Raw genomic sequence first — 19305 nt, 5'->3', positions numbered from 1 at the left:
GACGTGTCATGGCCCAAGCCTCCGCCGCGGCCACACCGCCCAAGGTGCCCAGGCGCCGCTCCGCGAGCCCCCGCAGGCTGCCGTATCTGCTGATCGCCCCCGCGGGGCTGCTGATGCTCGGCTTCATCGCCTACCCGGTGGTCAGCGTCTTCTACTACAGCCTGCAGAACTACAACGTCACCAAGCCGTGGCGGAACGGCTTCGCCGGCTTCGACAACTTCACCCGGATCTTCACCGAGGACGACCAGTTCTGGACGACGCTCGGCTTCAGCGCCCAGTGGGTCTTCGTGCAGGTCGCGCTCCAGCTCACGCTGGGGCTCGCGCTGGCCCTGATCGTCAACCAGACCTTCGTCGGCCGGGGCATCTCCCGCGCCATGGTCTTCTCGCCCTGGGCCGTCTCCGGGGTGCTGACCAGCACCATCTGGATTCTGCTCTACAACTCCTCGACCGGCTTCAGCCGCTACCTCGCGGACGCCGGGATCGGCGAGTACGGCACCTCGGTGCTCTCCGACACCGGCACCGTCTTCTGGGCCGCGACCGTCTCCGAACTCTGGCGCGGCGTCCCCTTCTTCGCCATCCTCATCCTCGCCGACCTCCAGTCCGTCTCCAAGGAGCTGTACGAGGCGGCCGCCGTGGACGGCGCCGGACGGATGCGGCAGTTCTTCCACATCACCCTGCCCCATCTGCGGGACGCGATCATCCTGTCCACGCTGCTGCGCGGGGTCTGGGAGTTCAACAACGTCGACCTGCTCTACACGCTCACCGGCGGCGGACCGGCCGGCGAGACCACCACCCTGCCGCTCTATGTCGCCAACACCGGCATCGAGGGCCACGACTTCGGCTACGCCTCCGCACTCACCACCGTCGCCTTCGTGATCCTCCTCTTCTGCTCGATCGTCTATCTGCGCCTGAGCAAGTTCGGAGGCGACCACAAGTGACTGCCGCCCTCGCCGAGAAGAACGGCACCCACGCCGCACGGCCGGCCGCCCCCGAGGGCCCGCCGCCCGCCACGCCCCGCCGCGGGTCCGGCCGCGAACGCGCCTTCGACGACGTACCGCGCTGGCAGATCTACGTACCCCTGGGCATCTACCTGATCTTCACGCTCGTCCCGTTCTACTGGATGTTCCTCTTCGCCGTACGGCCCGCGGGCTCCACCTCGCTGGTGCCGTGGCCGATGACCGGGGAGCACTTCTCCAAGGTCTGGAACGAACGCAGCTTCGCCGTCTTCTTCCAGAACAGCATGATCGTCGGCGTCTGCACCCTGGTCGCCACGACCCTGGTCGCCCTGGCGGGCGGCTACGCCCTCGCGCGGTTCGACTTCAAGATCAAGAACGGCTTCATGCTGGCGCTGCTCTGCTCGCAGTTCATCCCCGGCGCGCTGATGCTCGTCCCGCTCTTCGAGATCTTCAAGAACCTTCAGATGATCAACTCCCTGGGCAGTGTGGTCATCGCCGAGACGGTCTTCCAACTGCCGCTCTCCATCATCCTGATCAGCGGATTCATCAAGAACGTGCCGCCTTCCCTGGAGGAGGCCGCCTGGGTGGACGGCTGCTCGCGCTTCCGGGCCTTCTGCGCGGTCGTGCTGCCGCTGCTGCGCCCCGGGCTGATCGCCGTCGGCTCGTTCGCCTTCGTGCACAGCTGGAACCACTTCCTGTTCGCCCTGATGTTCCTCAGCGAGCAGGACAAGCAGACGATCCCGGTCGGCCTGAACACCCTCATCGGCGCGGACAGCGTCGACCTGGGCGCACTCGCCGCGGGCGGGGTGATCGCCGCGGTGCCCGTGGTGATCGTCTTCGCCTTCATCCAGAAGTGGCTGATCACCGGCTTCAGCGCCGGCGCCGTGAAGGGGTGACGGACATGACCACGCTGCCCCCCACGCCCCCGGTACCGATCGTCCTCGCGGGCGCCCGGGGCCACGGCCGCTGGCACCTCGCCAACATCCGCCGCCTCCAGCACCGGGGCCTCGTCCGCCTCGCCGGCATCTGCGAGCTCACCCCGCTCGACGCCACCGAACTCGACGCCTTCGCGGACGACCCCCCCGAGCAGTCCGCCGACTTCGGCGCCCTCCTGGACTCCACCGGGGCCCGCGCCGCCGTCGTCTGCACCCCCATCCAGACCCACACCGCCCTCGCCCTGACCGCCGCCGGGCGCGGCGTGCACCTCCTCCTGGAGAAGCCGCCCGCCGCCACCCGCGCCGACTTCGACCGCATCCTCGCCGGGGTGCGGGACGCGGGCACCGCCTGCCAGGTGGGCTTCCAGTCCTTCGGCTCGCACGCCGTCCCCGCCATCCGGGAACTCGTCGCCACCGGCGCCATCGGCACCGTCCGGGGGTACGCGGCGGCAGGCGCCTGGGTCCGCGACGACGCCTACTACCGGCGCGCGCCCTGGGCCGGACGGCGCCGCATCGGCGACACCGACGTGGTCGACGGCGTCCTCACCAACCCGCTCGCCCACGCCGTCGCCACCGCCCTCGAACTCGCCGGGACCACCGCCGAGGACGTCACCGCCATCGACACCGAGCTCTTCCGCGCCCACGACATCGAGGCCGACGACACCTCCTGCGTACGCGTCACCACCACGTCCGGGCCGCCCGTCACCGCCGCCGTCACCCTCTGCGCGGAACAGGCGGGGGAGCCGTACGTCATCGTCCACGGCGACCGCGGCCGCATCACCTTCTGGTACAAGCAGGACCGCGTCCTCGTCCAGCGCGCCGGACACGGCCCGCTGGAAACCGTGCACGGGCGCACCGACCTCCTGGAGAACCTGGTCGCCCACCTGACGGAGGGCACCCCGCTCCTCGTACCACCGGAGCGCACCGGCGCGTTCATGGAGGTCGTGGAGGCCGTACGGACCGCGCCCGAACCGCGCCCCCTGCCGTCCGACGCCTGGCACACCGCCCCCGTGCCCGGCACCGGCGCCACCCGCCGGGTGGTGCGCGGCATCGACGCCCTGGTCGCGTCCGGCGCCGAGACCCTCGCACTCTTCTCCGAACTCGGCGCCCCCTGGGCGCTCAGCGAGGTGACCTCCTCATGACGACCACCGCCCTGCTCAGCTGCGCCGGCCGCCCCGTCGGCCGCTACACCTACATCCCCACCGACGCGGGACGCCCCTACCTCCACCCGGTCACCACCCTCGCCGGCACCCCCGTCACCGAGGAGCGCCCGGCCGACCACATCCACCACCTCGGCGCCTCCGTCGCCGTCCCGGACGTCTCCGGACACAACTTCTGGGGCGGGCGCACCTTCGTCCGGGGCCAGGGGCCCACCGTCCTCGACAACCACGGAACGCAGCGCCACCTCGGCTGGAAGCTGTGCGACCCGGACGGCTTCGTGGAGGAGCTCGGCTGGGAGGCCGGCGGCGGCGAACTGCTGCGCGAGCACCGCACGGTGGCCGCCACCGCCCTCTCGGACACCGCCTGGGCGCTGGACTTCTCCTTCTCGCTCACCAACCCCGGCCCCGGCGACCTGTCGATCGGCAGCCCCGCCACCAACGGCCGCCCCGGCGCCGGATACGGCGGCTTCTTCTGGCGCGCCCCCAAGGAGCCGGCCGCGCCCGCCGTGTTCGGCCCGACGGCGGACGGCGAGGAGGCGGTGCACGGGCGGGCCGCCGACTGGGTCGCGCTCTGCGGCGACGGCTGGTCCCTGGTCTTCGCCGGGGCCACCGAGGAGACCCGCCGCGACCCGTGGTTCGTGCGGACCACGGAGTACCCGGGCGTCGGCTCCTCCCTCGCCGCCGCCGAACGGCTGCCCGTCCCGGCCGGCGCCACCGTCGTGCGCCGGATCGTCACCGTCGTCGCGGACGGCCGGCTCGACCGGGCCGGCGCCGCCGCCCTCGTCCGCCGGGCGGTGACCGCGTGAGCGCCCGGCCCCCCTGGACCGCCGATCTCGGCGACGGCACCTACCGCAACCCGGTCCTCAACGCCGACTGGTCCGACCCCGACGTCATCCGGGTCGGCGACGACTTCTACCTCACCGCCTCCAGCTTCGGCCGCGCCCCCGGGCTGCCGCTGCTCCACTCCCGCGACCTCGTCAACTGGACGCTGACCGGGCACGCCCTGGACCGCCTGGAGCCCGCCGCCGAATTCTCGGTGCCCCGCCACGACTGCGGGGTGTGGGCGCCCTCGCTGCGGCACCACGCCGGACGGTTCTGGATCTTCTGGGGCGACCCCGACCACGGCATCCAGCAGATCAGCGCCGAGGACATCCGCGGCCCGTGGACCGCGCCGCACCTGGTGAAGGCCGGGCGGGGACTGATCGACCCGTGCCCGCTGTGGGACGAGGAGACCGGCGAGGCGTACCTCGTGCACGCCTGGGCCAAGTCCCGCTCCGGGATCAAGAACCGGCTCACCGGCCACCGGATGAGCCCCGACGGCCGGGAACTCCTCGACGGCGGCACGACCCTGATCGACGCCGACACGCTGCCCGGCTGGTTCACCCTGGAGGGCCCCAAGCTCTACCGGCGCGGCGGCGAGTTCTGGATACTCGCCCCGGCGGGCGGGGTCGCGACGGGCTGGCAGGGCGCCTTCCGCTCCCGCGACTTCTTCGGCCCGTACGAGGAACGCGTCGTCCTCGCCCAGGGCGGCACCGATGTCAACGGCCCGCACCAGGGCGGCTGGGTGACCACCCCGTCCGGCGAGGACTGGTTCCTGCACTTCCAGGAGCGCGGGGCGTACGGAAGGGTGGTGCACCTCCAGCCGATGCGCTGGGACGAGGACGGCTGGCCGGTCATCGGCGACGCCGGCCGACCCGTCGCCACGCACCGCAGGCCCGCCCTGCCCGCCCAGCCCGTCGAGGCCCCGGCCTGCGACGACGGCTTCCCGGGCGGCCGGTACGGCAGGCAGTGGCAGTGGACGGCGAACCCGCGCCCCGGCTGGACCGTCGAGCACGCCGGGGACGGGCTGCGGCTGAGCTGCGTACCGGCCCAGGACGCGCACGACCTGCGGCTCCTGCCCCACGTACTGGTCCAGCGGCTGCCCGCCGAGACGTTCACCGCCGAGGTCGGACTGGCCCTGGACAGCGAGGCGCCCGGGGCGAGGGCGGGGTTCGCCGTGCTCGGGGACGCGTACTCCTGGATCGGCCTCGAACGGCAGGCGGAGGGCGGGGTGCGGCTGGTGCACCGGTTCGCAGAGACGACCGCCGCCGCCGAGCGCGACGCCGGGCACGCCAGGCCGGCGCCTTCGGGCACGGCGCGGCTGCGGATCGAGGTGGCGCCCGGCGCCCGGTGCCGCTTCCTCGCCGACACCGGGGACGGGGCCGGGTTCCAGCCCTCCGGGCAGGTCTTCGCCGCCACCCCGTGGCGCTGGGTCGGCGCGCTGCTCGGACTGTTCGCCACCGCGCCGCCCGGGACCGGCCCGGCCGGGACCGCCCGCTTCACCGGCTTCCACGTAACGGCGTGACCGGACGACCGTCCGGCGCGCAACCCCCCATGCACGCGTACGACCCGAGAGACCCGAGAGAACCGAGAGAGAAGAGCCGATCATGAACATCTCGAAGACGCAGCGGGGGCGCGCCACGGCCGCCGTCTCCCTCGCGGCGGTGCTCGCCCTGACGGCGACCGCGTGCGGCGACGACGGCAGCGACAGCGGCAACGAGGGCAGCGGCAAGGGCGAGATCACCTTCTGGGACAACAACGGCGGTCCGCGCACCGCCGTCTGGAAGGAGATCATCAAGGACTTCGAGAACAAGTACCCGGACATCAAGGTCAAGTACGTGCCGATCCCGATCGCCGACGTGCAGTCCAAGTACGACACCGCCATCGCGGGCGGCGGAGTGCCGGACGTCGGCGGCGTCGGCACCGCCTACCTGGCCAACATGGTCTCGCAGGACGCCCTGGAACCGCTGGGCGACCGGATCAAGGACTCCTCGCTGAGCGGCAAGCTCGTCGAGGGCATGGTCGAGAGCGTCAAGGACGCGGCCGGCCGGGGCGACGAGATGTACACCGTGCCGACCTCCGCGAACAACGGCGCGCTGTGGTACCGCACCGACCTCTTCAAGGCGGCCGGGCTCGAAGCGCCCACCACCTGGGCGAAGTTCTACGAGGCGGCCGAGAAGCTGACCGACGCCAAGCACAACAAGTTCGGCTACACCATCCGCGGCGGCGCCGGCTCGATCGCCCAGGCCGTCGACGCCGCGTACGGGCAGTCGGGCATCACCGAGTTCTGGAACGGCGACAAGACCACCCTCAACGACCCCAAGAACGTGGCGGCGCTGGAGAAGTACGTCGCCCTCTACAAGAAGACGACGCCGTCCGCCGACGTCAACAACGACTTCACCAAGATGGTCGCCCAGTTCGACACCGGCACCATCGGCATGCTGAGCCACAACCTCGGCTCCTACCAGGACCACCTGAAGGCCCTCGGCAAGGACAAGTTCGCCGGCATACCCAACCCGATCGGCGACGGCGGCACCCGCGTCCAGGTCTCCAACCCGGTCGACGGCCTCGGCCTGTTCAAGGCGAGCAAGAACAAGACGGCCGCCTGGAAGTTCATCGAGTTCGCCGCCTCGCACGAGTCGAACAGCAAGTGGAACGAGTCCGCGGGCGCCATCCCGGCCAACACCGAGGCCGCCAAGGACCCGTGGATCAGCGAGGCCGCGCCGACCGAGCTGGCCGCGAAGGCCCTCACCGACGGCTCCACCAAGATCGTGCAGCTGCCGTACTACCTGCCCGACTGGAACAACATCAGCAAGGCCGACAACGAGCCGGAGTTCCAGAAGCTGCTGCTCGGCAAGGTCACGGCCAAGGCGTTCCTGGACAAGATGGCCGACGAGCTGAACGCGGCCCAGAAGGAGTGGAAGGAGCGGAGCGAGGGCTGACCCGCTCCCGCCGGCGCGGGGCCGGTGGCGGGACCGCCGTCGGGCGGCCCGCCCCGCCCCGCAGTCCCTGCCCTTCTGCGTACCCACCCACGAGAGAGGCAGTTCCACCGTGTCACTGACCCGCAGGCAGACCGCGGCGGCCCTCGCCGCGCTGCCCCTGGCGCTCGCCGCCACCCCGGCGACGGCGCACGGCGCCGCCCGCCGCACCCGCACCGTGCACATCGCGGGCGACTCGACCGCCGCGCAGAAATACGCCGACGCCGCCCCCGAGACCGGCTGGGGCATGGCCCTGCCGTTCTTCCTCGGGCACGGGCTCACCGTGGCCAACCACGCCATGAACGGCCGCAGTTCCAAGAGCTTCATCGACGAGGGCCTGCTCGCCGCCCTGCTGGAGCGGGTCCGCGCGGGCGACCTCCTGCTGATCCAGTTCGGCCACAACGACGAGAAGACGACGGACCCGGCGCGCGGCACCGACCCGTACACCACCTACCAGGACCACCTGCGCCAGTACATCGCCGAGGCCCGCGCCCGGCGCGCCCGGCCCGTGCTGATCACCCCGGTCGAGCGTCGCAGGTTCGCCGCCGACGGCACCGCCAGGCCCACCCACGGCGCGTACCCGGCCGCCATGCGCGCCCTGGCCGCCGAGGAGCGGGTGCCCCTGCTCGACCTGCAGGCGCGCACCCTCGCCCGCTGGCAGGAACTCGGACCCGACGGCACCGAGGCGTACTTCAACTGGCTGGAGCCCGGCGAGTCCCCCAACTACCCCGACGGGCGGCAGGACAACACCCACTTCCGGCCCGCCGGTGCCGTCGAGGTCGCCCGGATGACGGCCCGCGCGCTGCTCGACGCACGCGTGCTCGCCCCGCGTGAACTGCGCCGGCTCGGCGCACACGTACCCGAGACGTGGATCAGCTGGCCGCCGGCCCCCTGACGCCCGCGCCACCCCCTCGTTCCCCTTACACAGGTCCCGCACCAGAACCGAGGATTTGTCATGCCCACACGCACTTTTGCCCGCCGGAACCGCGCCCGCGCCATCGCCGTCACGATGGGCTGCGCCTCCCTGGCCCTCGCCCTGAGCATCCCCGCCCAGGCCGCCCCGCACCCGCACGGCAAGAAGAAGGGCATCGAGCGCGCCGTCCTCGCCGACGGTGACGGCTGGGCCGCCGCCGAGGGGTCCACCACCGGCGGTGCCGCCGCGACGCCCGACCACGTCTACACCGTCCACAACCGCGCCGAACTCATCGCCGCCTTCGAGGACGCCGGCGACGCGCCGAAGATCGTCCGGATCGCCGGGACCGTCCACGGCAACGCCGACGCCGAGGGCAACCCGATCGACTGCGAGGCGTACCAGACGGACGGCTACACCCTGGACAAGTACCTCGCCGCCTACGACCCCGAGACCTGGGGCCGGGAAGAGGTCCCCGCCGGGCCGATGGAGGACGCCCGGCTCGCCTCCGCCAAGCTCCAGAAGGCCGCCGTCAACGTCTACGTGCCGTCCAACACCACGCTGATCGGCGTCGGCAGGGACGCCGAGGTGATCGGCGCGTCCATCCAGATCCAGAACGTCTCCAACGTCATCGTCCGCAACATCAGCTTCAAGGACACCTACGACTGCTTCCCCCAGTGGGACCCGACCGACGGCGACACCGGCCACTGGAACTCCGAGTACGACAACCTCGTCGTCTACGGCTCCGACCACGTCTGGGTCGACCACAACACCTTCAGCGACGGGGACCGCCCCGACGCCGACCAGCCCCGCTACTTCGACGAGCTGTACCAGCAGCACGACGGGCTCTTCGACATCGTCAAGGGCGCCGACCTCGTCACGGCCTCGTGGAACGTCCTCAAGGACCACGACAAGACGATGCTCATCGGCAACAGCGACAAGGCCGGGGAGACCGACCGGGGCAAGCTCCGCGTCACCCTGCACCACAACCTGTTCAAGGACCTCAACGAGCGCGCGCCCCGCGTCCGCTTCGGCCAGGTCGACTCGTACAACAACCACTTCGTCGCCACGAAGGGCAGCGTCTACGGCTACTCGTACGGCATCGGCGCCGAGTCCCACCTGGTCGCGGAGCACAACGCGTTCTCGCTCAGCCGCGAGTTCGACAAGGCGAAGATCCTCAAGAAGTGGTCCGAGTCCTCGCTCACGGCCGCCGACAACTGGGTCAACGGCCGCCGCACCGACCTGATCGCCGTCCACAACGCGGGCGTCCCCGGGGAGCAGCTGACCACGGGCGCCGGCTGGACACCCACCCTGCGCAACCGGGTCGACCACCCGCTGCTGGTGCCGCTCGTCGTGGGCCTCGGCGCGGGCGCGGGCCGGCTGCCCGGCGCCTGACAGCCGCCCCCATCCTCCGCCGGCGCCCGCACGGCGCCGGCGGAGGCCGCCCCCGCAAAGGAGTACCGATGCCCACCCGCCGCACCGCGCTGGCCCTCCTCGCCGGCTCCACCACCGCACTCGCCCTTTTCACCGCCCCGCCCGCCCTCGCGCACGGGCGCCCCTTCGGCCGCTACGGCTCACCCGCCCGCCGCCTCGGCCGCGCCACCCTGTACGTCGACGCGCGGGGCCGGGGCGACCACACCACCGTCCAGGCCGCCGTGGACGCGGCCACCGGCACCGGACGCACTCTGGTCATCGCCCCCGGCACCTACCGGGAGACCGTCGACATCCCGGCCGACCGGACCGGCCTCACCCTCATCGGCGCGAGCGGCGACCCGCGCGACACGGTGATCGTGTACGACAACGCCAACGGCACCCCGCGCCCCGACGGCTCGGGCACCTACGGCACCAGCGGGTCCGCCACCGTCACCGCCCGGCCCGCCGGACTCACCGCCCGCCACCTCACCTTCGCCAACGACTGGCTGCGCGCCGACCACCCGGACTACACCGGCACCCAGGCCGTCGCCGTCAAGGTGACCGGCGACCGCTCGTCGTTCACCGGCTGCCGCTTCCTGGGCCACCAGGACACGCTGTACGCGGACTCCCCGTCGCTCGCCGTCTTCGCCCGGCAGTACTACCGCGACTGCTACGTGGAAGGGGACGTCGACTTCGTCTTCGGCCGCGCGTCGGCGGTCCTGGACCGCTGCCACTTCCGCACCCTGGCCCGCACCGACCTGGCCGGGCCGCCCCACGGCTTCGTCTTCGCGCCCAGCACCGCCGGGGCCGACCCGCACGGCTTCCTGGTCCTGCGCTCCCGCGTCACCAGCACGGCCCCCGACGGGTACTTCAAGCTGGCCCGCCCCTGGGTGCCGTCCTCGGACCCCACCGCGCACCCGATGCTGACCGTGCGCGACAGCCACCTCGGCGCCGGCATCGACACGGACGAGCCGTACGGCACCATGTCGGCCGGCTTCCCCTGGCAGGACCAGCGGTTCGCGGAGTACCGCAACACCGGCCCCGGCGCACGCGTCACCGTCCCGGCCAACCGGCCGCAGCTCACCCCGGCCGAGGCGCGGGAGCACACCCCGGCCGCGTGGTTCGGGGACTGGCGGCCGTAGCGCCTTCCCCGGATCGGGCCCCGGTCAGCGCGAACGCCCGAAGTAGTCGCCCACCGACGCCTTCCCGCCGGAGGCGCGGACCGCGCGCGCGGTCACGTAGTCGCCGGTGGCGTCCCGGTCGCCCTCCGCGTGGTTGTACTGCCCGGCGAACGTGTGCGTGCCGGCCGGGACGCTCCGCCCGGCACGCAGCGTCCACCGGTAGACCAGATAGCCGCCGCTCTCGTTCACCGACACGGTGAAGTCCGGCTCGGGCAGGGAACGCCAGGAGCCGGTGCTGTTCACCCCGCCCGTCAGGGCGACCCGCAGCTCCACGGTGAGCGCGGACAGCGGCTCGGTGGTCCGCAGCGTGACGTTGCTCTGCGCCCAGTACGCGTTGGAGTGCGGGTCGACCACGCCGCCGGTCCACAGCGGTCCGTCCTCGGGCCGCAGCCCGCCCCGGGCGGCCGGGGTGCTCGCGGCGGGGGAGGGCGCCGAGGCCACCGGGCCGCCGCGCGCCCGGTCGTCGTCGCCCGCCGAGGTGACCGCGAACGCGCCGGCCGCCAGCACCCCGCAGACCGCCGCCGTCGCCCCGGCCACCCGCAGCCACGGACGCACCGCGCGCGGCGGACGCACGGACCGGGGCGCCGGGCCGCCGTCCGCCATCCCGCGCTCGATCCGGGCCAGCATCCGGGCCCGGTCGGGGCGGTGGGCCTCGGCGGCCTCCCGCAGCCGCCGGGGCAGCTCCTCGTCCTTCACCGTTCTCCTCCGCTGCGCTGCGCCGCGACGGCCGCCCGGACCCGCACGGCGGGCGTCTCGGGTCCCAGCAGCCGCTGCAGTTCCGCGACGGCACGCGAGGTCTGGCTCTTCACCGTACCCACCGAGATCCCCAGCACCAGCGAGGTGTCCCGTTCCGAGAGGTCGAAGGCGTGCCGCAGCACCACACAGGCCCGCTTGCGGAACGGCAGCCGCCGCAGCGCCTCCTGCACGTCCACCACCGCCGGCACGTCGGGCCCGTCGGCCGCCCCCTCGTCCCCGCCGCCGCGCGGCGCCCAGAACAGGGCGATCCGGCGGCGCTCGCGGACCGCGCTGCGGATGCGCGTCCTGGCCAGGTTGGCGACCACGCCCCGTGCGTACGCCACCGGGTGCCCGGCCTCGCGGACCCGGTCCCAGCGGTGCCAGAGCGCGAGCAGGGCGTCGGCCGCGAGGTCGTCGGCGGCATCCGCCTCACCGGTCAGCAGATGGGCGAGGCGGGCCAGTTCCGCGTAATGCGCCTCGAAGAACGCGTGGAACTCGGCGGCGGCATCGTCGACTGCTGTGCCCACGGCTACCTCGTCCCCTGCGCTCGCACGCCCGGCCCGTCCGGATACGCCCCCGCCGGGGCGAGAGCGTATCGCAAGCGCTTCGACGGGGCAGGACCTACCGCCGCAGCGCCGCCTCCATCATCTTCCTGGCGACCGGCGCCGCGAGCCCGTTGCCGCTGACCTCCGAAGCGGTCGAACCGGAGTCCTCCACGACCACCGCGACCGCGACCTCCTGGCCGCCGGACTTCGCGTACGAGGTGAACCAGGCGTACGGCGTGTTGCTGTTGTCCACGCCGTTCTCGGCGGTGCCCGTCTTGCCGCCGACCTCGGCCCCGGCGATCCGGGCGTTGGTGCCGGTGCCCTTCTCCACCACGGTCACCATCGCGCTGCGCAGCTGCTTCGCGGTCTCCTCGGAGACGATCCGCTCGGTGTCGCCGTCCGCGAAGTCCTGCAGCGTGCCGCCGTCCCCGTCGGTCACCTTCGACACCATGTGCGGGGCGGCCAGCTCACCGCCGTTGGCGAGCGCGGCCGAGACCATCGCCATCTGGAGCGGGGTCGCGGTCACCTCGAACTGGCCGATGCCCGTCAGCGCCGTCTGCGGCTTGTCCATGTCCGTCGGGTACACGCTCCTGGACGCCCGCACCGGCACGTCCAGCTTCTCGTCGTTGAAGCCGAACTTCTCCGCCATCGCCCGCACCTTGTCCTGGCCCAGGTCGGCGGCGGCCTTGCCGAAGACGTTGTTGCAGGAGTACTGGAGGGCGACGCGCAGCGAGGCGTTCTCGCAGGGCGCGGACGCGCTCTCGTTCGGCAGCGGAGTGCTGGTGCCCGGCAGGGTGTACGGCACGGGGCTCTTTGTCGGCTCGTCCACGGAGCCGTACAGCCCGTTCTCCAGCGCCGCCGCCGCCACGACCAGCTTGAACGTCGAACCGGGCGCCAGCGGCTGCCGCAGGGCGCGGTTGACGAGCGGCTTGTCCGAGTCGTCGAGCAGCTTCTTCCAGGTGTCGCCGTCATTCGTGCCGCTGATGTCCGACGGGTCGTACGACGGGGAGGACACCATGCCCAGGATCTGCCCGCTCCTCGGGTCGATCGCCACGGCCGCGCCCTTGTCGTCGCCGAGCGCGTCGCTCGCCGCCTTCTGGACGTCCGGATCGATCGTCGTCACCACGTCCCCGGGCGCGGACCGCTTCCCGGTCAGCACGCCCAGCGGACTCTTCAGCCGGTCGTCGGTGCCGTCCAGCACATGGCTGTAGATCCCTTCGAGCTGTGTCGAACCGTACGCCTGCGAGCTGTAGCCGGTCACCGAGGAGTAGAGGCCGCCCTGCCGGTAGGTGCGCTTGTACGCGAGATCGCTGCCCTCCGTCCGCTTCGAGCCCGTGACCGGCGTACCGGCCACGATGATGTCGCCCAGCGGCTGCGCGTACTGCGCGATGATCTTCCGCCGGTTGTGGTCGTCGTCTGCGAGCGCCTTGGCCTGGTACGCCTGCACCCAGGTCGCCCGCCCGAGGAGGGCGAGGACCAGCAGCAGGCAGAAGACCGAGGCGCGCCTTATCGTCTTGTTCATCCCGCTTGGGTGACGAGCGGCGTCCGGCGTGGCGTTCCCGGTTGTGCCGCTTCTCACCGATTCCTCATACGGTGACCACGGCGTGCACGGCCGTACGGGCTCAGCCCGGCGTGATGAACCCCGACTCGTACGCCGTGATCACCGCCTGGGTACGGTCCCGGGCCCCGGTCTTCGCGAGGACCGCCGCCACATGCGTCTTGGCCGTCGCCGCGCCCACCGCCAGCCGGTCCGCGATCTCCGCGTTCGTCAGCCCCGCCGCGATCAGCCGCAGCACCTGCGCCTCCCGCTCGGTGAGCCGCGCGGCCCAGGGCGGGGCGGGGGCCGGCGCGGGCGACCCGTACGCGGCGGCGAGCTGCCGCACGGCGGCCGGGAAGAGCAGCGAGTCGCCGCACGCCACCAGCCGGACCGCCTGCACCAGCTCCTCGGCCGCCGCCCGCTTCAGCAGGAAACCCGCCGCCCCGGCGCGCAGCGCCTCGTACACATAGGCGTCGTGCTCGAAGGTGGTGACGACCACGACGCGCGGGGCCGGGTCGAGACCGGCCAGGATCTGCTCGGTGGCCCGGATGCCGTCCGTCTCGGGCATCCGCACATCCATCAGCACCACGTCGGGCCGCAGCGCCCGCACCACGGAGACCGCCTCGGCACCGGTCGCCGCCTCGCCGACGACCTCCAGGCCGTCCTCGGCGTCCAGGATGGCCCGCAGCGCGGTGCGCACCATGCGTTCGTCGTCGGCGAGGACGATCCGGACCGGCGTGCTCATCGTGGCTCCTTCGCGGGGGCGTGCAGGGGGAGGCGGGCGGCCAGCCGCCACACGCCGTCGTCGCGGGGGCCGGCCTCGGCGGCGCCGCCCAACAGCAGGGCGCGTTCCGCGACGCCGGTCAGGCCGCGTCCGCCGCCGGGGCGGACGGCCGGGGGCCCGGGCGGGCGCGCGCTGTCCAGGACGAGCGTCAGCTCGCGGCGGCCGACGCCGAGCCGCAGCCGCACCGGCGACCCGGGTACGCCGTGCCGCAGTGCGTTGCTCAGGCCCTCCTGCACGATCCGGTACGCCTCGGCCGAGACGGGCCCGGGGACCGTGCCCGGGTCGCCGTCCGCCTCGTAGCGCACGGGTACCCCGCACCGGGCGAGCAGCCCGCCGAGCGCGTCGAGCCCGGGGCCCGCGAGCGCGCCGGGTCCTTCGACGTCCTGCCGCAACAGGCCGAGCACCGCGTCGAGTTCGCCGACCGTGCGCCGCGTGGTCTCCTCGATCGCGGTGAGCGCCTGCCGGACGAACTCGGGGTCGCTGTCGAGGACCCGGCGGGCGGCTCCCGCCTGGAGGGTGACGGCGCTCAGCGCGTGGCCGACCGAGTCGTGCAGCTCCCGGGCGAGCCGGTTGCGCACGGCCAGCTCGGCGGCCCGGCGCTCGGCGACGGCGAGCCGGTCGTCCGGGGTCGGGCCGAGCAGCACCGGAGCCCGGTCCGCGAGCAGCGCCCCGGCCGCCGCCGCGCACCCCGCCAGCGCGACGAGCATGGCCGCCCCGGCCGGGGGCGCGACGGCCAGGAGCCAGGGGTGGTCCAGGGCCGGGCCGACGTCCCGGGCGGCGGATTCGCGCAGGGCCGGGACGAACGGCAGCGCCATCACGCAGACCGCGAACGGGACGAGCGCCAGGGTCATCCCGCTGATGATCCCGCCCAGCCCCACATGCAGCGTGAACCAGGCGGCCGAGCGCACCCGCGCCTGCCGGGAGGCGGCGGGCCCGTCCGCGAGCGGCCGGTCCGGGGCCGGGCCGCACAGGGCGCGGGCGGCGGCCACCGAGAGGGGCCGGGCGGTCGGCAGCAGCGCGGTGACGGCGGCCATCGGCAGGGCGTAACCGAAGGCGGAGAACTGGGCGGAGAGCGAGGTGAAGGCGTTGGTGCCGGGCGCGTACAGGCCGACGACCACCGTGCCGACGAGGAAGTACGGCATCAGCAGGGCACCGCCGATGATCAGGTGCAGCCAGCGCAGCCGGGCGCGCCGGCCCACGAGCCGGGTGGTCAGCGGGGTCATGCCGAGGCGCCCCGCGAACCGGCCGCGCGCTCCGCGAGGAAGTACGCGCCGAGGGTCACCACCAGCGTTCCGACCAGCATCTGCACAGCGTAGGTGAGCACCATCCCGGGGGTGGCCCGTTCCGCGGCCTCCGCGGCCGGGTTCAGCGAGCCCAGGCAGAGCCAGCCGCCCCAGCAGGCCGTCGCCCCGGACCCTCCCCAGGCCAGCGCGAGCGGCACCCGCAGCGGCAGCGCCGGCCGGCGGAAGGCCAGCAGCAGGACCCCGGCCACGGCGACCGCGACCCACAGCGCGAACACCGCCTCCAGCACGTAGAAACCGCTGTCCCGCCCGGCTGCCCGGTTCGGGCTGAGGCCGGCCGTCGAGCCCGCCGCCCAGAGCAGATGCGCGGTGCCTGGCGCCAGGGCCAGCAGCGAGGCGGCGACGGCGGCGACCCGCAGCGCGGGGGCGGTCGGGCTCGCGGGCAGCTCGCCCGGCGTGCCCCGCCAGAGGTGGCCCCAGCGGTCGCGGGCGTACAGTGCGAACAGGGCACCCAGGGACAGGCCCTGGAGGATGAAGCCGCCGTAGACGACACCGAACACCCACTCGCTCAGGTACGGCCGGCCGCCCGCGGCCTCCGCGCCGCCGGTGCTCCCGCCCAGCGTCCGGACCAGCAGCTGCGCCGGATAGCCGGTCATGATCGGCAGCAGCAGCCCGGTCGCCGTCCACACCGGCAGCACGAGCAGCCAGGCCGGCACCCGCCGTCCCCACGGCCGGGTGAGCAGCAGGGCCAGGACCACCACCGCGCCGTCCATCAGCACCGAGCCGCCGTTGGCGACGGCCATCAGGGCGCGGTGGTCCAGCAGCCCGCTGCCGTCCGGGATGCCGATCCGGCTGCCCGCCACCCAGGCGGTCTTGAGCGTGATGTACGGCAGACAGGACACGATGGCGACGGTGCGCAGCGCGGTGCGCGCGGAGACGGAGGTCATGGCCCCCACGCTGCCGGGCGGCGCGTCCGGGCACGTCCTGCCCGGCGACGATCCGCCTCCGCCGCGCGGGGGAGACGGGCCGGGGCGTCAGAGCCTGCGGGTGGCGAGCGTCAGCCGGTCGCGCGCGTCGAACAGCGCGTCCTTGACCAGCTGTTCGTGCGCGGGCGTGAGCCGGGCGACCGGCACCGAGCAGCTGATGGCGTCCCGGGCCGGGGTGCGGTACGGGACGGCGACCCCGAAGCAGCGCAGCCCCAGCGTGTTCTCCTCGCGGTCCACCGCGTACCCCTGCTCGCGGATCTGGTGCAGCTCCTCGATGAGCTTCTCGCGGTCGGTCAGGGTGTGTTCGGTGAGCGCGGGCAGCGTCTCGGGCAGCATCTTGCGGACCTGCTCGTCGCCGTAGGTGGCGAGCAGCGCCTTGCCGAGCGAGGTGGAGTGCGCGGGCAGCCGGCGGCCGACGCGGGTGAAGGGGCGCAGGTAGTGCTGGGACTGACGGGTGGCCAGGTAGACCACGTTGGTGCCGTCGAGCCGGGCCAGGTGGATGGTCTCCGTGGTGTCGTCGGAGAGCCGGTCGAGCGTGGGGCGGGCCGCGGCGACGACCTCGTCGCCGTCGATGTACGAGGTGCCGACCAGCAGCGCCCGTACGCCGATCCCGTAGCGCGTGCCCGTCGCGTCGGTCTCCACCCAGCCCAGCTCGACCAGGGTGCGCAGCAGCATATAGAGGCTGGACTTCGGGTAGCCGACCGCTTCCTGGACCGCGGCGAGCGAGTGCATGCCGGGCCGCCCGGCGAAGTACTCCAGCAGCTCGACCGTCCGTACCGCGGACTTGACCTGTGCCCCACCCGACTCGGGAACCGACATCGCCCTGTGCCCCTTTCACCCCGCCGACGAAACCCTGCGACTTCTTGCCAACACCGAACGCCCGGAAATAGAGTCGCTTCACATTCACGTTCAGGAACGCTGTTCAGAATACCGAACAGCTTATACCGGACGACTTCTGATGTGCGGCAGTGGAGCGGAAGGAAACACGGTGGCAGCAGCACCAGTCTGGAGCGTCGACCCCCGCACCGGGAACCCGCGCGAGCAGGTTGCGGTGGAGGCCACAGCGGAGGAGGTCGACCGCGCGGTCCGAGCCGCTCACGCGGTACGCGACTCCCTCGCCGACCGCGTCACACGCGCCGCGTTCCTGCGTACGGCCGCCGACCTGCTCACCGAGGCCGGGGAGCAGGTCGTCGAGGCCGCCGACGCCGAGACGGCCCTCGGCCCGGCCCGGCTGACCGGCGAGCTGGCGCGCACCGCGGCCCAGCTGCGGGCCTTCGCCGAGGTGGTGGACGAGGGCGCCTACCTCGACATCCACATCGACCACGCGGACCCCACCCGCACCCCGCCCTGGCCCGACCTGCGCCGCTACAAGATCCCGCTCGGTGTCGTCGCCGTCTACGCCGCCAGCAACTTCCCGCTCGCCTTCTCCGTCCCCGGCGGCGACACCGCCAGCGCCCTCGCGGCCGGCTGCCCCGTCGTCGTCAAGGCCCACCCGGACCACCCGGCGACCTCCGAGCTGTGCGCGTCGATCCTGCGCCGGGCCGCCGCGCGCACCGGGCTGCCCGAGGACGTCGTCACCCTCGTCCACGGCTTCGACGCCGGCGTCGCCCTCGTCCGCCACCCGCTCGTCGCCGCCGCCGGCTTCACCGGCTCGGTGCGCGGTGGGCGCGCCCTCTTCGACGCCGCCGCCGCCCGCCCCGCCCCCATCCCCTTCCACGGCGAGCTGGGCTCCCTCAACCCCGTCGTCGTCACCGAGGCCGCCGCCGCCGAGCGCGGCGAGGAGATCGGCGCGGGCCTGGCCGGTTCGATGACCATGGGCGCGGGCCAGTTCTGCACCAAGCCCGGATTCGTCCTGGCACCCGAGGGCGAGGGCGGCGACCGCCTGCTCAAGGCGCTCACCGAGGCCGTCAGCGACACCGAGGCCGGGGTCCTGCTCGACCACCGCATGCGCGACGCCTTCCTCGCCGGGGTCACCGAGCGCACCGCGCTCCCCGGGGTGGAGGCCCCCGTCACCCCCGGCGCGGGCGGCGAGCACACCGTCGCGGCCGGCTTCCTGACCGTCCCGGCCCGCACGCTGGCCGCCGAGGGCCCGCACGACGCGCTCCTGGAGGAGTGCTTCGGCCCCGTCACCGTCGTCGCCCGGTACGCCTCCGAGGACGAGGCCACCGCCGTCCTGACCCGCCTCCCCGGCAACCTCACCGCCACCCTCCACATCGCCACCGAGGAGGCCGGAGGCGGCGCGGCGGACCTCCTCGCCGCCCTCACCCCGCTCGCCGGGCGGGTCCTGGTCAACGGCTGGCCGACCGGCGTCGCCGTCGCCCCGGCCCAGCACCACGGCGGCCCCTACCCGGCCACCACCTCCACCTCCACCTCGGTCGGCGCCACCGCCATCGAACGCTGGCTGCGCCCGGTCAGCTACCAGACCACCCCCGACGCGCTCCTCCCGCCCGAGCTGCGCGACGCCAACCCGCTGAACCTGCCCCGCCGCGTGAACGGAGCCCCCGCGTGAACCTCCCCGAACTCCCCTTCGCGCTCCGGCCGTACGGCCCCGACGGCGGCTGGGCGTACGAGGACGGCGTGCTCACCGCGCGCGCCGGCGCCCGCCAGGACCGCTTCGTCCCGCCGGGCGGCGACAGCCTGGAACCGGCGAGCGACGCGCCCCGGCTGCTGGGCGCCGCCCCGGCGGGCGACTTCCGGCTGACCGCCCGGGTGAAGGTGGGCTTCGCCGCCGCCTTCGACGCGGGCGTGCTCTACCTCCACGCCGGCGACCGGGAATGGGCCAAGCTCTGCCTGGAGCTGTCCCCGGAACGCCCGACCGTCTGCACGGTGGTCACCCGGGGCCACTCCGACGACGTCAACTCCTCCGTCGTGGACGGCGACACGCACTGGCTGCGTCTGAGCCGTACGGGGAGCGCCTTCGCGTTCCACGCCTCGGCCGACGGCGAGAAGTGGACCTTCGTCCGCGTCTTCACGCTCGGCACCCCGGAGCAGGCGGCCACCGCCTCCGTCGGCTTCCTCGCCCAGTCGCCGACGGGCGAGGGCTGCGAGGTGGTTTTCGACCGGATCTCCTTCCGGCCGGAGGGCCTGACCAACCTGCGCGACGGCAGCTGACGGTCCGGGGCGGC

The 19305-nt window shown here is 73.5% G+C and carries 18 protein-coding genes; 11 read left to right on the top strand and 7 right to left on the bottom strand.

Translation table 11 applies throughout. From position 1 onward, the window contains the following. Positions 1-8 precede the first annotated feature (8 nt). The 9 genes from ACFUJY_RS13275 (at position 9) to ACFUJY_RS13235 (ending at position 10313) form a co-directional block, all read left to right on the top strand. The gene (locus ACFUJY_RS13275; protein WP_383298225.1) at positions 9-938 is read left to right on the top strand and encodes a carbohydrate ABC transporter permease; all 930 of its coding nucleotides are present in this window, start codon (positions 9-11) and stop codon (positions 936-938) included. Then, a complete protein-coding gene (locus ACFUJY_RS13270) occupies positions 935-1852 on the top strand; it encodes a carbohydrate ABC transporter permease (RefSeq protein WP_383298223.1) in 918 nt (305 codons plus the stop codon). The genes ACFUJY_RS13275 and ACFUJY_RS13270 overlap by 4 nt, the downstream gene beginning before the upstream one ends. Before the next feature lie 5 nt (positions 1853-1857). Beyond that, entirely contained in the window at positions 1858-3033 is a 1176-nt protein-coding gene (locus tag ACFUJY_RS13265; RefSeq protein ID WP_383298222.1) for a Gfo/Idh/MocA family protein, read from the top strand. Beyond that, entirely contained in the window at positions 3030-3857 is an 828-nt protein-coding gene (locus ACFUJY_RS13260; RefSeq protein WP_383298220.1) for a PmoA family protein, read from the top strand. Before ACFUJY_RS13265 ends, ACFUJY_RS13260 begins: the two co-directional genes overlap by 4 nt. Further along, positions 3854-5395 carry a family 43 glycosylhydrolase gene (locus tag ACFUJY_RS13255; RefSeq protein ID WP_383298218.1) on the top strand — a complete coding sequence of 514 codons (1542 nt, stop codon included), beginning with the start codon at positions 3854-3856 and terminating at the stop codon, positions 5393-5395. The genes ACFUJY_RS13260 and ACFUJY_RS13255 overlap by 4 nt, the downstream gene beginning before the upstream one ends. Before the next feature lie 82 nt (positions 5396-5477). Further along, on the top strand, positions 5478-6812 hold the full coding sequence (locus ACFUJY_RS13250; protein WP_383298216.1) for an ABC transporter substrate-binding protein: 1335 nt from the start codon (positions 5478-5480) through the stop codon (positions 6810-6812). A gap of 109 nt (positions 6813-6921) precedes the next feature. Next, the gene (locus ACFUJY_RS13245) at positions 6922-7743 is read left to right on the top strand and encodes a rhamnogalacturonan acetylesterase (RefSeq protein ID WP_383298214.1); all 822 of its coding nucleotides are present in this window, start codon (positions 6922-6924) and stop codon (positions 7741-7743) included. Positions 7744-7803: 60 nt separating this feature from the next. Then, positions 7804-9153, top strand: a complete 1350-nt coding sequence (locus ACFUJY_RS13240; protein WP_383298213.1) for a polysaccharide lyase family 1 protein — start codon at positions 7804-7806, stop codon at positions 9151-9153. Between the two features lie 68 nt (positions 9154-9221). Next, a complete protein-coding gene (locus ACFUJY_RS13235) occupies positions 9222-10313 on the top strand; it encodes a pectinesterase family protein (RefSeq protein WP_383298212.1) in 1092 nt (363 codons plus the stop codon). Between the two features lie 24 nt (positions 10314-10337). On the opposite strand, the gene ACFUJY_RS13230 is transcribed toward ACFUJY_RS13235, so the two are convergent. The 7 genes from ACFUJY_RS13230 to ACFUJY_RS13200 form a co-directional block, all read right to left on the bottom strand. Continuing rightward, on the bottom strand, positions 10338-11048 hold the full coding sequence (locus ACFUJY_RS13230; protein ID WP_383298211.1) for a hypothetical protein: 711 nt from the start codon (positions 11046-11048) through the stop codon (positions 10338-10340). Further along, positions 11045-11614 (bottom strand): SigE family RNA polymerase sigma factor, encoded by a 570-nt coding sequence (locus ACFUJY_RS13225; RefSeq protein WP_383298209.1) that lies wholly within the window; start codon positions 11612-11614, stop codon positions 11045-11047. Before ACFUJY_RS13225 ends, ACFUJY_RS13230 begins: the two co-directional genes overlap by 4 nt. A 94-nt stretch (positions 11615-11708) precedes the next feature. Then, complete coding sequence (locus ACFUJY_RS13220) at positions 11709-13154, bottom strand: penicillin-binding transpeptidase domain-containing protein (protein ID WP_383298207.1); 1446 nt, start codon at positions 13152-13154, stop codon at positions 11709-11711. 100 nt (positions 13155-13254) lie between these two features. Continuing rightward, a complete protein-coding gene (locus ACFUJY_RS13215) occupies positions 13255-13914 on the bottom strand; it encodes a response regulator (protein ID WP_383298206.1) in 660 nt (219 codons plus the stop codon). Next, positions 13911-15176: a sensor histidine kinase gene (locus ACFUJY_RS13210; protein WP_383298204.1), complete on the bottom strand. Its 1266-nt coding sequence runs from the start codon at positions 15174-15176 to the stop codon at positions 13911-13913. The genes ACFUJY_RS13215 and ACFUJY_RS13210 overlap by 4 nt, the downstream gene beginning before the upstream one ends. Beyond that, entirely contained in the window at positions 15173-16141 is a 969-nt protein-coding gene (locus tag ACFUJY_RS13205; RefSeq protein WP_383298203.1) for a hypothetical protein, read from the bottom strand. Before ACFUJY_RS13205 ends, ACFUJY_RS13210 begins: the two co-directional genes overlap by 4 nt. Positions 16142-16228: 87 nt before the next feature. Further along, positions 16229-16999 carry an IclR family transcriptional regulator gene (locus ACFUJY_RS13200; protein WP_383298201.1) on the bottom strand — a complete coding sequence of 257 codons (771 nt, stop codon included), beginning with the start codon at positions 16997-16999 and terminating at the stop codon, positions 16229-16231. A 169-nt stretch (positions 17000-17168) separates the two neighbouring features. Here ACFUJY_RS13200 and ACFUJY_RS13195 point away from each other — a divergent pair, with 169 nt between their 5' ends. Together ACFUJY_RS13195 and ACFUJY_RS13190 are read left to right on the top strand one after the other, a co-directional pair. Continuing rightward, positions 17169-18689 carry an aldehyde dehydrogenase (NADP(+)) gene (locus ACFUJY_RS13195; protein WP_383298199.1) on the top strand — a complete coding sequence of 507 codons (1521 nt, stop codon included), beginning with the start codon at positions 17169-17171 and terminating at the stop codon, positions 18687-18689. Further along, on the top strand, positions 18686-19291 hold the full coding sequence (locus tag ACFUJY_RS13190; protein WP_383298198.1) for a DUF1349 domain-containing protein: 606 nt from the start codon (positions 18686-18688) through the stop codon (positions 19289-19291). The genes ACFUJY_RS13195 and ACFUJY_RS13190 overlap by 4 nt, the downstream gene beginning before the upstream one ends. Positions 19292-19305 lie beyond the last annotated feature (14 nt).

This window comes from Streptomyces sp. NPDC057249 (assembly GCF_042669245.1).
Classification (GTDB): domain Bacteria; phylum Actinomycetota; class Actinomycetes; order Streptomycetales; family Streptomycetaceae; genus Streptomyces.
This window is presented reverse-complemented; position numbering and strand designations above follow the sequence as displayed.

Excerpts from the sequence above, each read along its gene's own strand:
- ACFUJY_RS13210 (WP_383298204.1), bottom strand. The coding sequence starts at position 15,176 with ATGACCCCGCTGACCACCCGGCTCGTGGGCCGGCGCGCCCGGCTGCGC.
- ACFUJY_RS13265 (WP_383298222.1), top strand. The coding sequence starts at position 1,858 with ATGACCACGCTGCCCCCCACGCCCCCGGTACCGATCGTCCTCGCGGGC.
- ACFUJY_RS13205 (WP_383298203.1), bottom strand. The coding sequence starts at position 16,141 with ATGACCTCCGTCTCCGCGCGCACCGCGCTGCGCACCGTCGCCATCGTG.
- ACFUJY_RS13200 (WP_383298201.1), bottom strand. The coding sequence starts at position 16,999 with ATGTCGGTTCCCGAGTCGGGTGGGGCACAGGTCAAGTCCGCGGTACGG.
- ACFUJY_RS13240 (WP_383298213.1), top strand. The coding sequence starts at position 7,804 with ATGCCCACACGCACTTTTGCCCGCCGGAACCGCGCCCGCGCCATCGCC.
- ACFUJY_RS13250 (WP_383298216.1), top strand. The coding sequence starts at position 5,478 with ATGAACATCTCGAAGACGCAGCGGGGGCGCGCCACGGCCGCCGTCTCC.
- ACFUJY_RS13235 (WP_383298212.1), top strand. The coding sequence starts at position 9,222 with ATGCCCACCCGCCGCACCGCGCTGGCCCTCCTCGCCGGCTCCACCACC.
- ACFUJY_RS13260 (WP_383298220.1), top strand. The coding sequence starts at position 3,030 with ATGACGACCACCGCCCTGCTCAGCTGCGCCGGCCGCCCCGTCGGCCGC.
- ACFUJY_RS13220 (WP_383298207.1), bottom strand. The coding sequence starts at position 13,154 with ATGAACAAGACGATAAGGCGCGCCTCGGTCTTCTGCCTGCTGCTGGTC.
- ACFUJY_RS13275 (WP_383298225.1), top strand. The coding sequence starts at position 9 with ATGGCCCAAGCCTCCGCCGCGGCCACACCGCCCAAGGTGCCCAGGCGC.
- ACFUJY_RS13215 (WP_383298206.1), bottom strand. The coding sequence starts at position 13,914 with ATGAGCACGCCGGTCCGGATCGTCCTCGCCGACGACGAACGCATGGTG.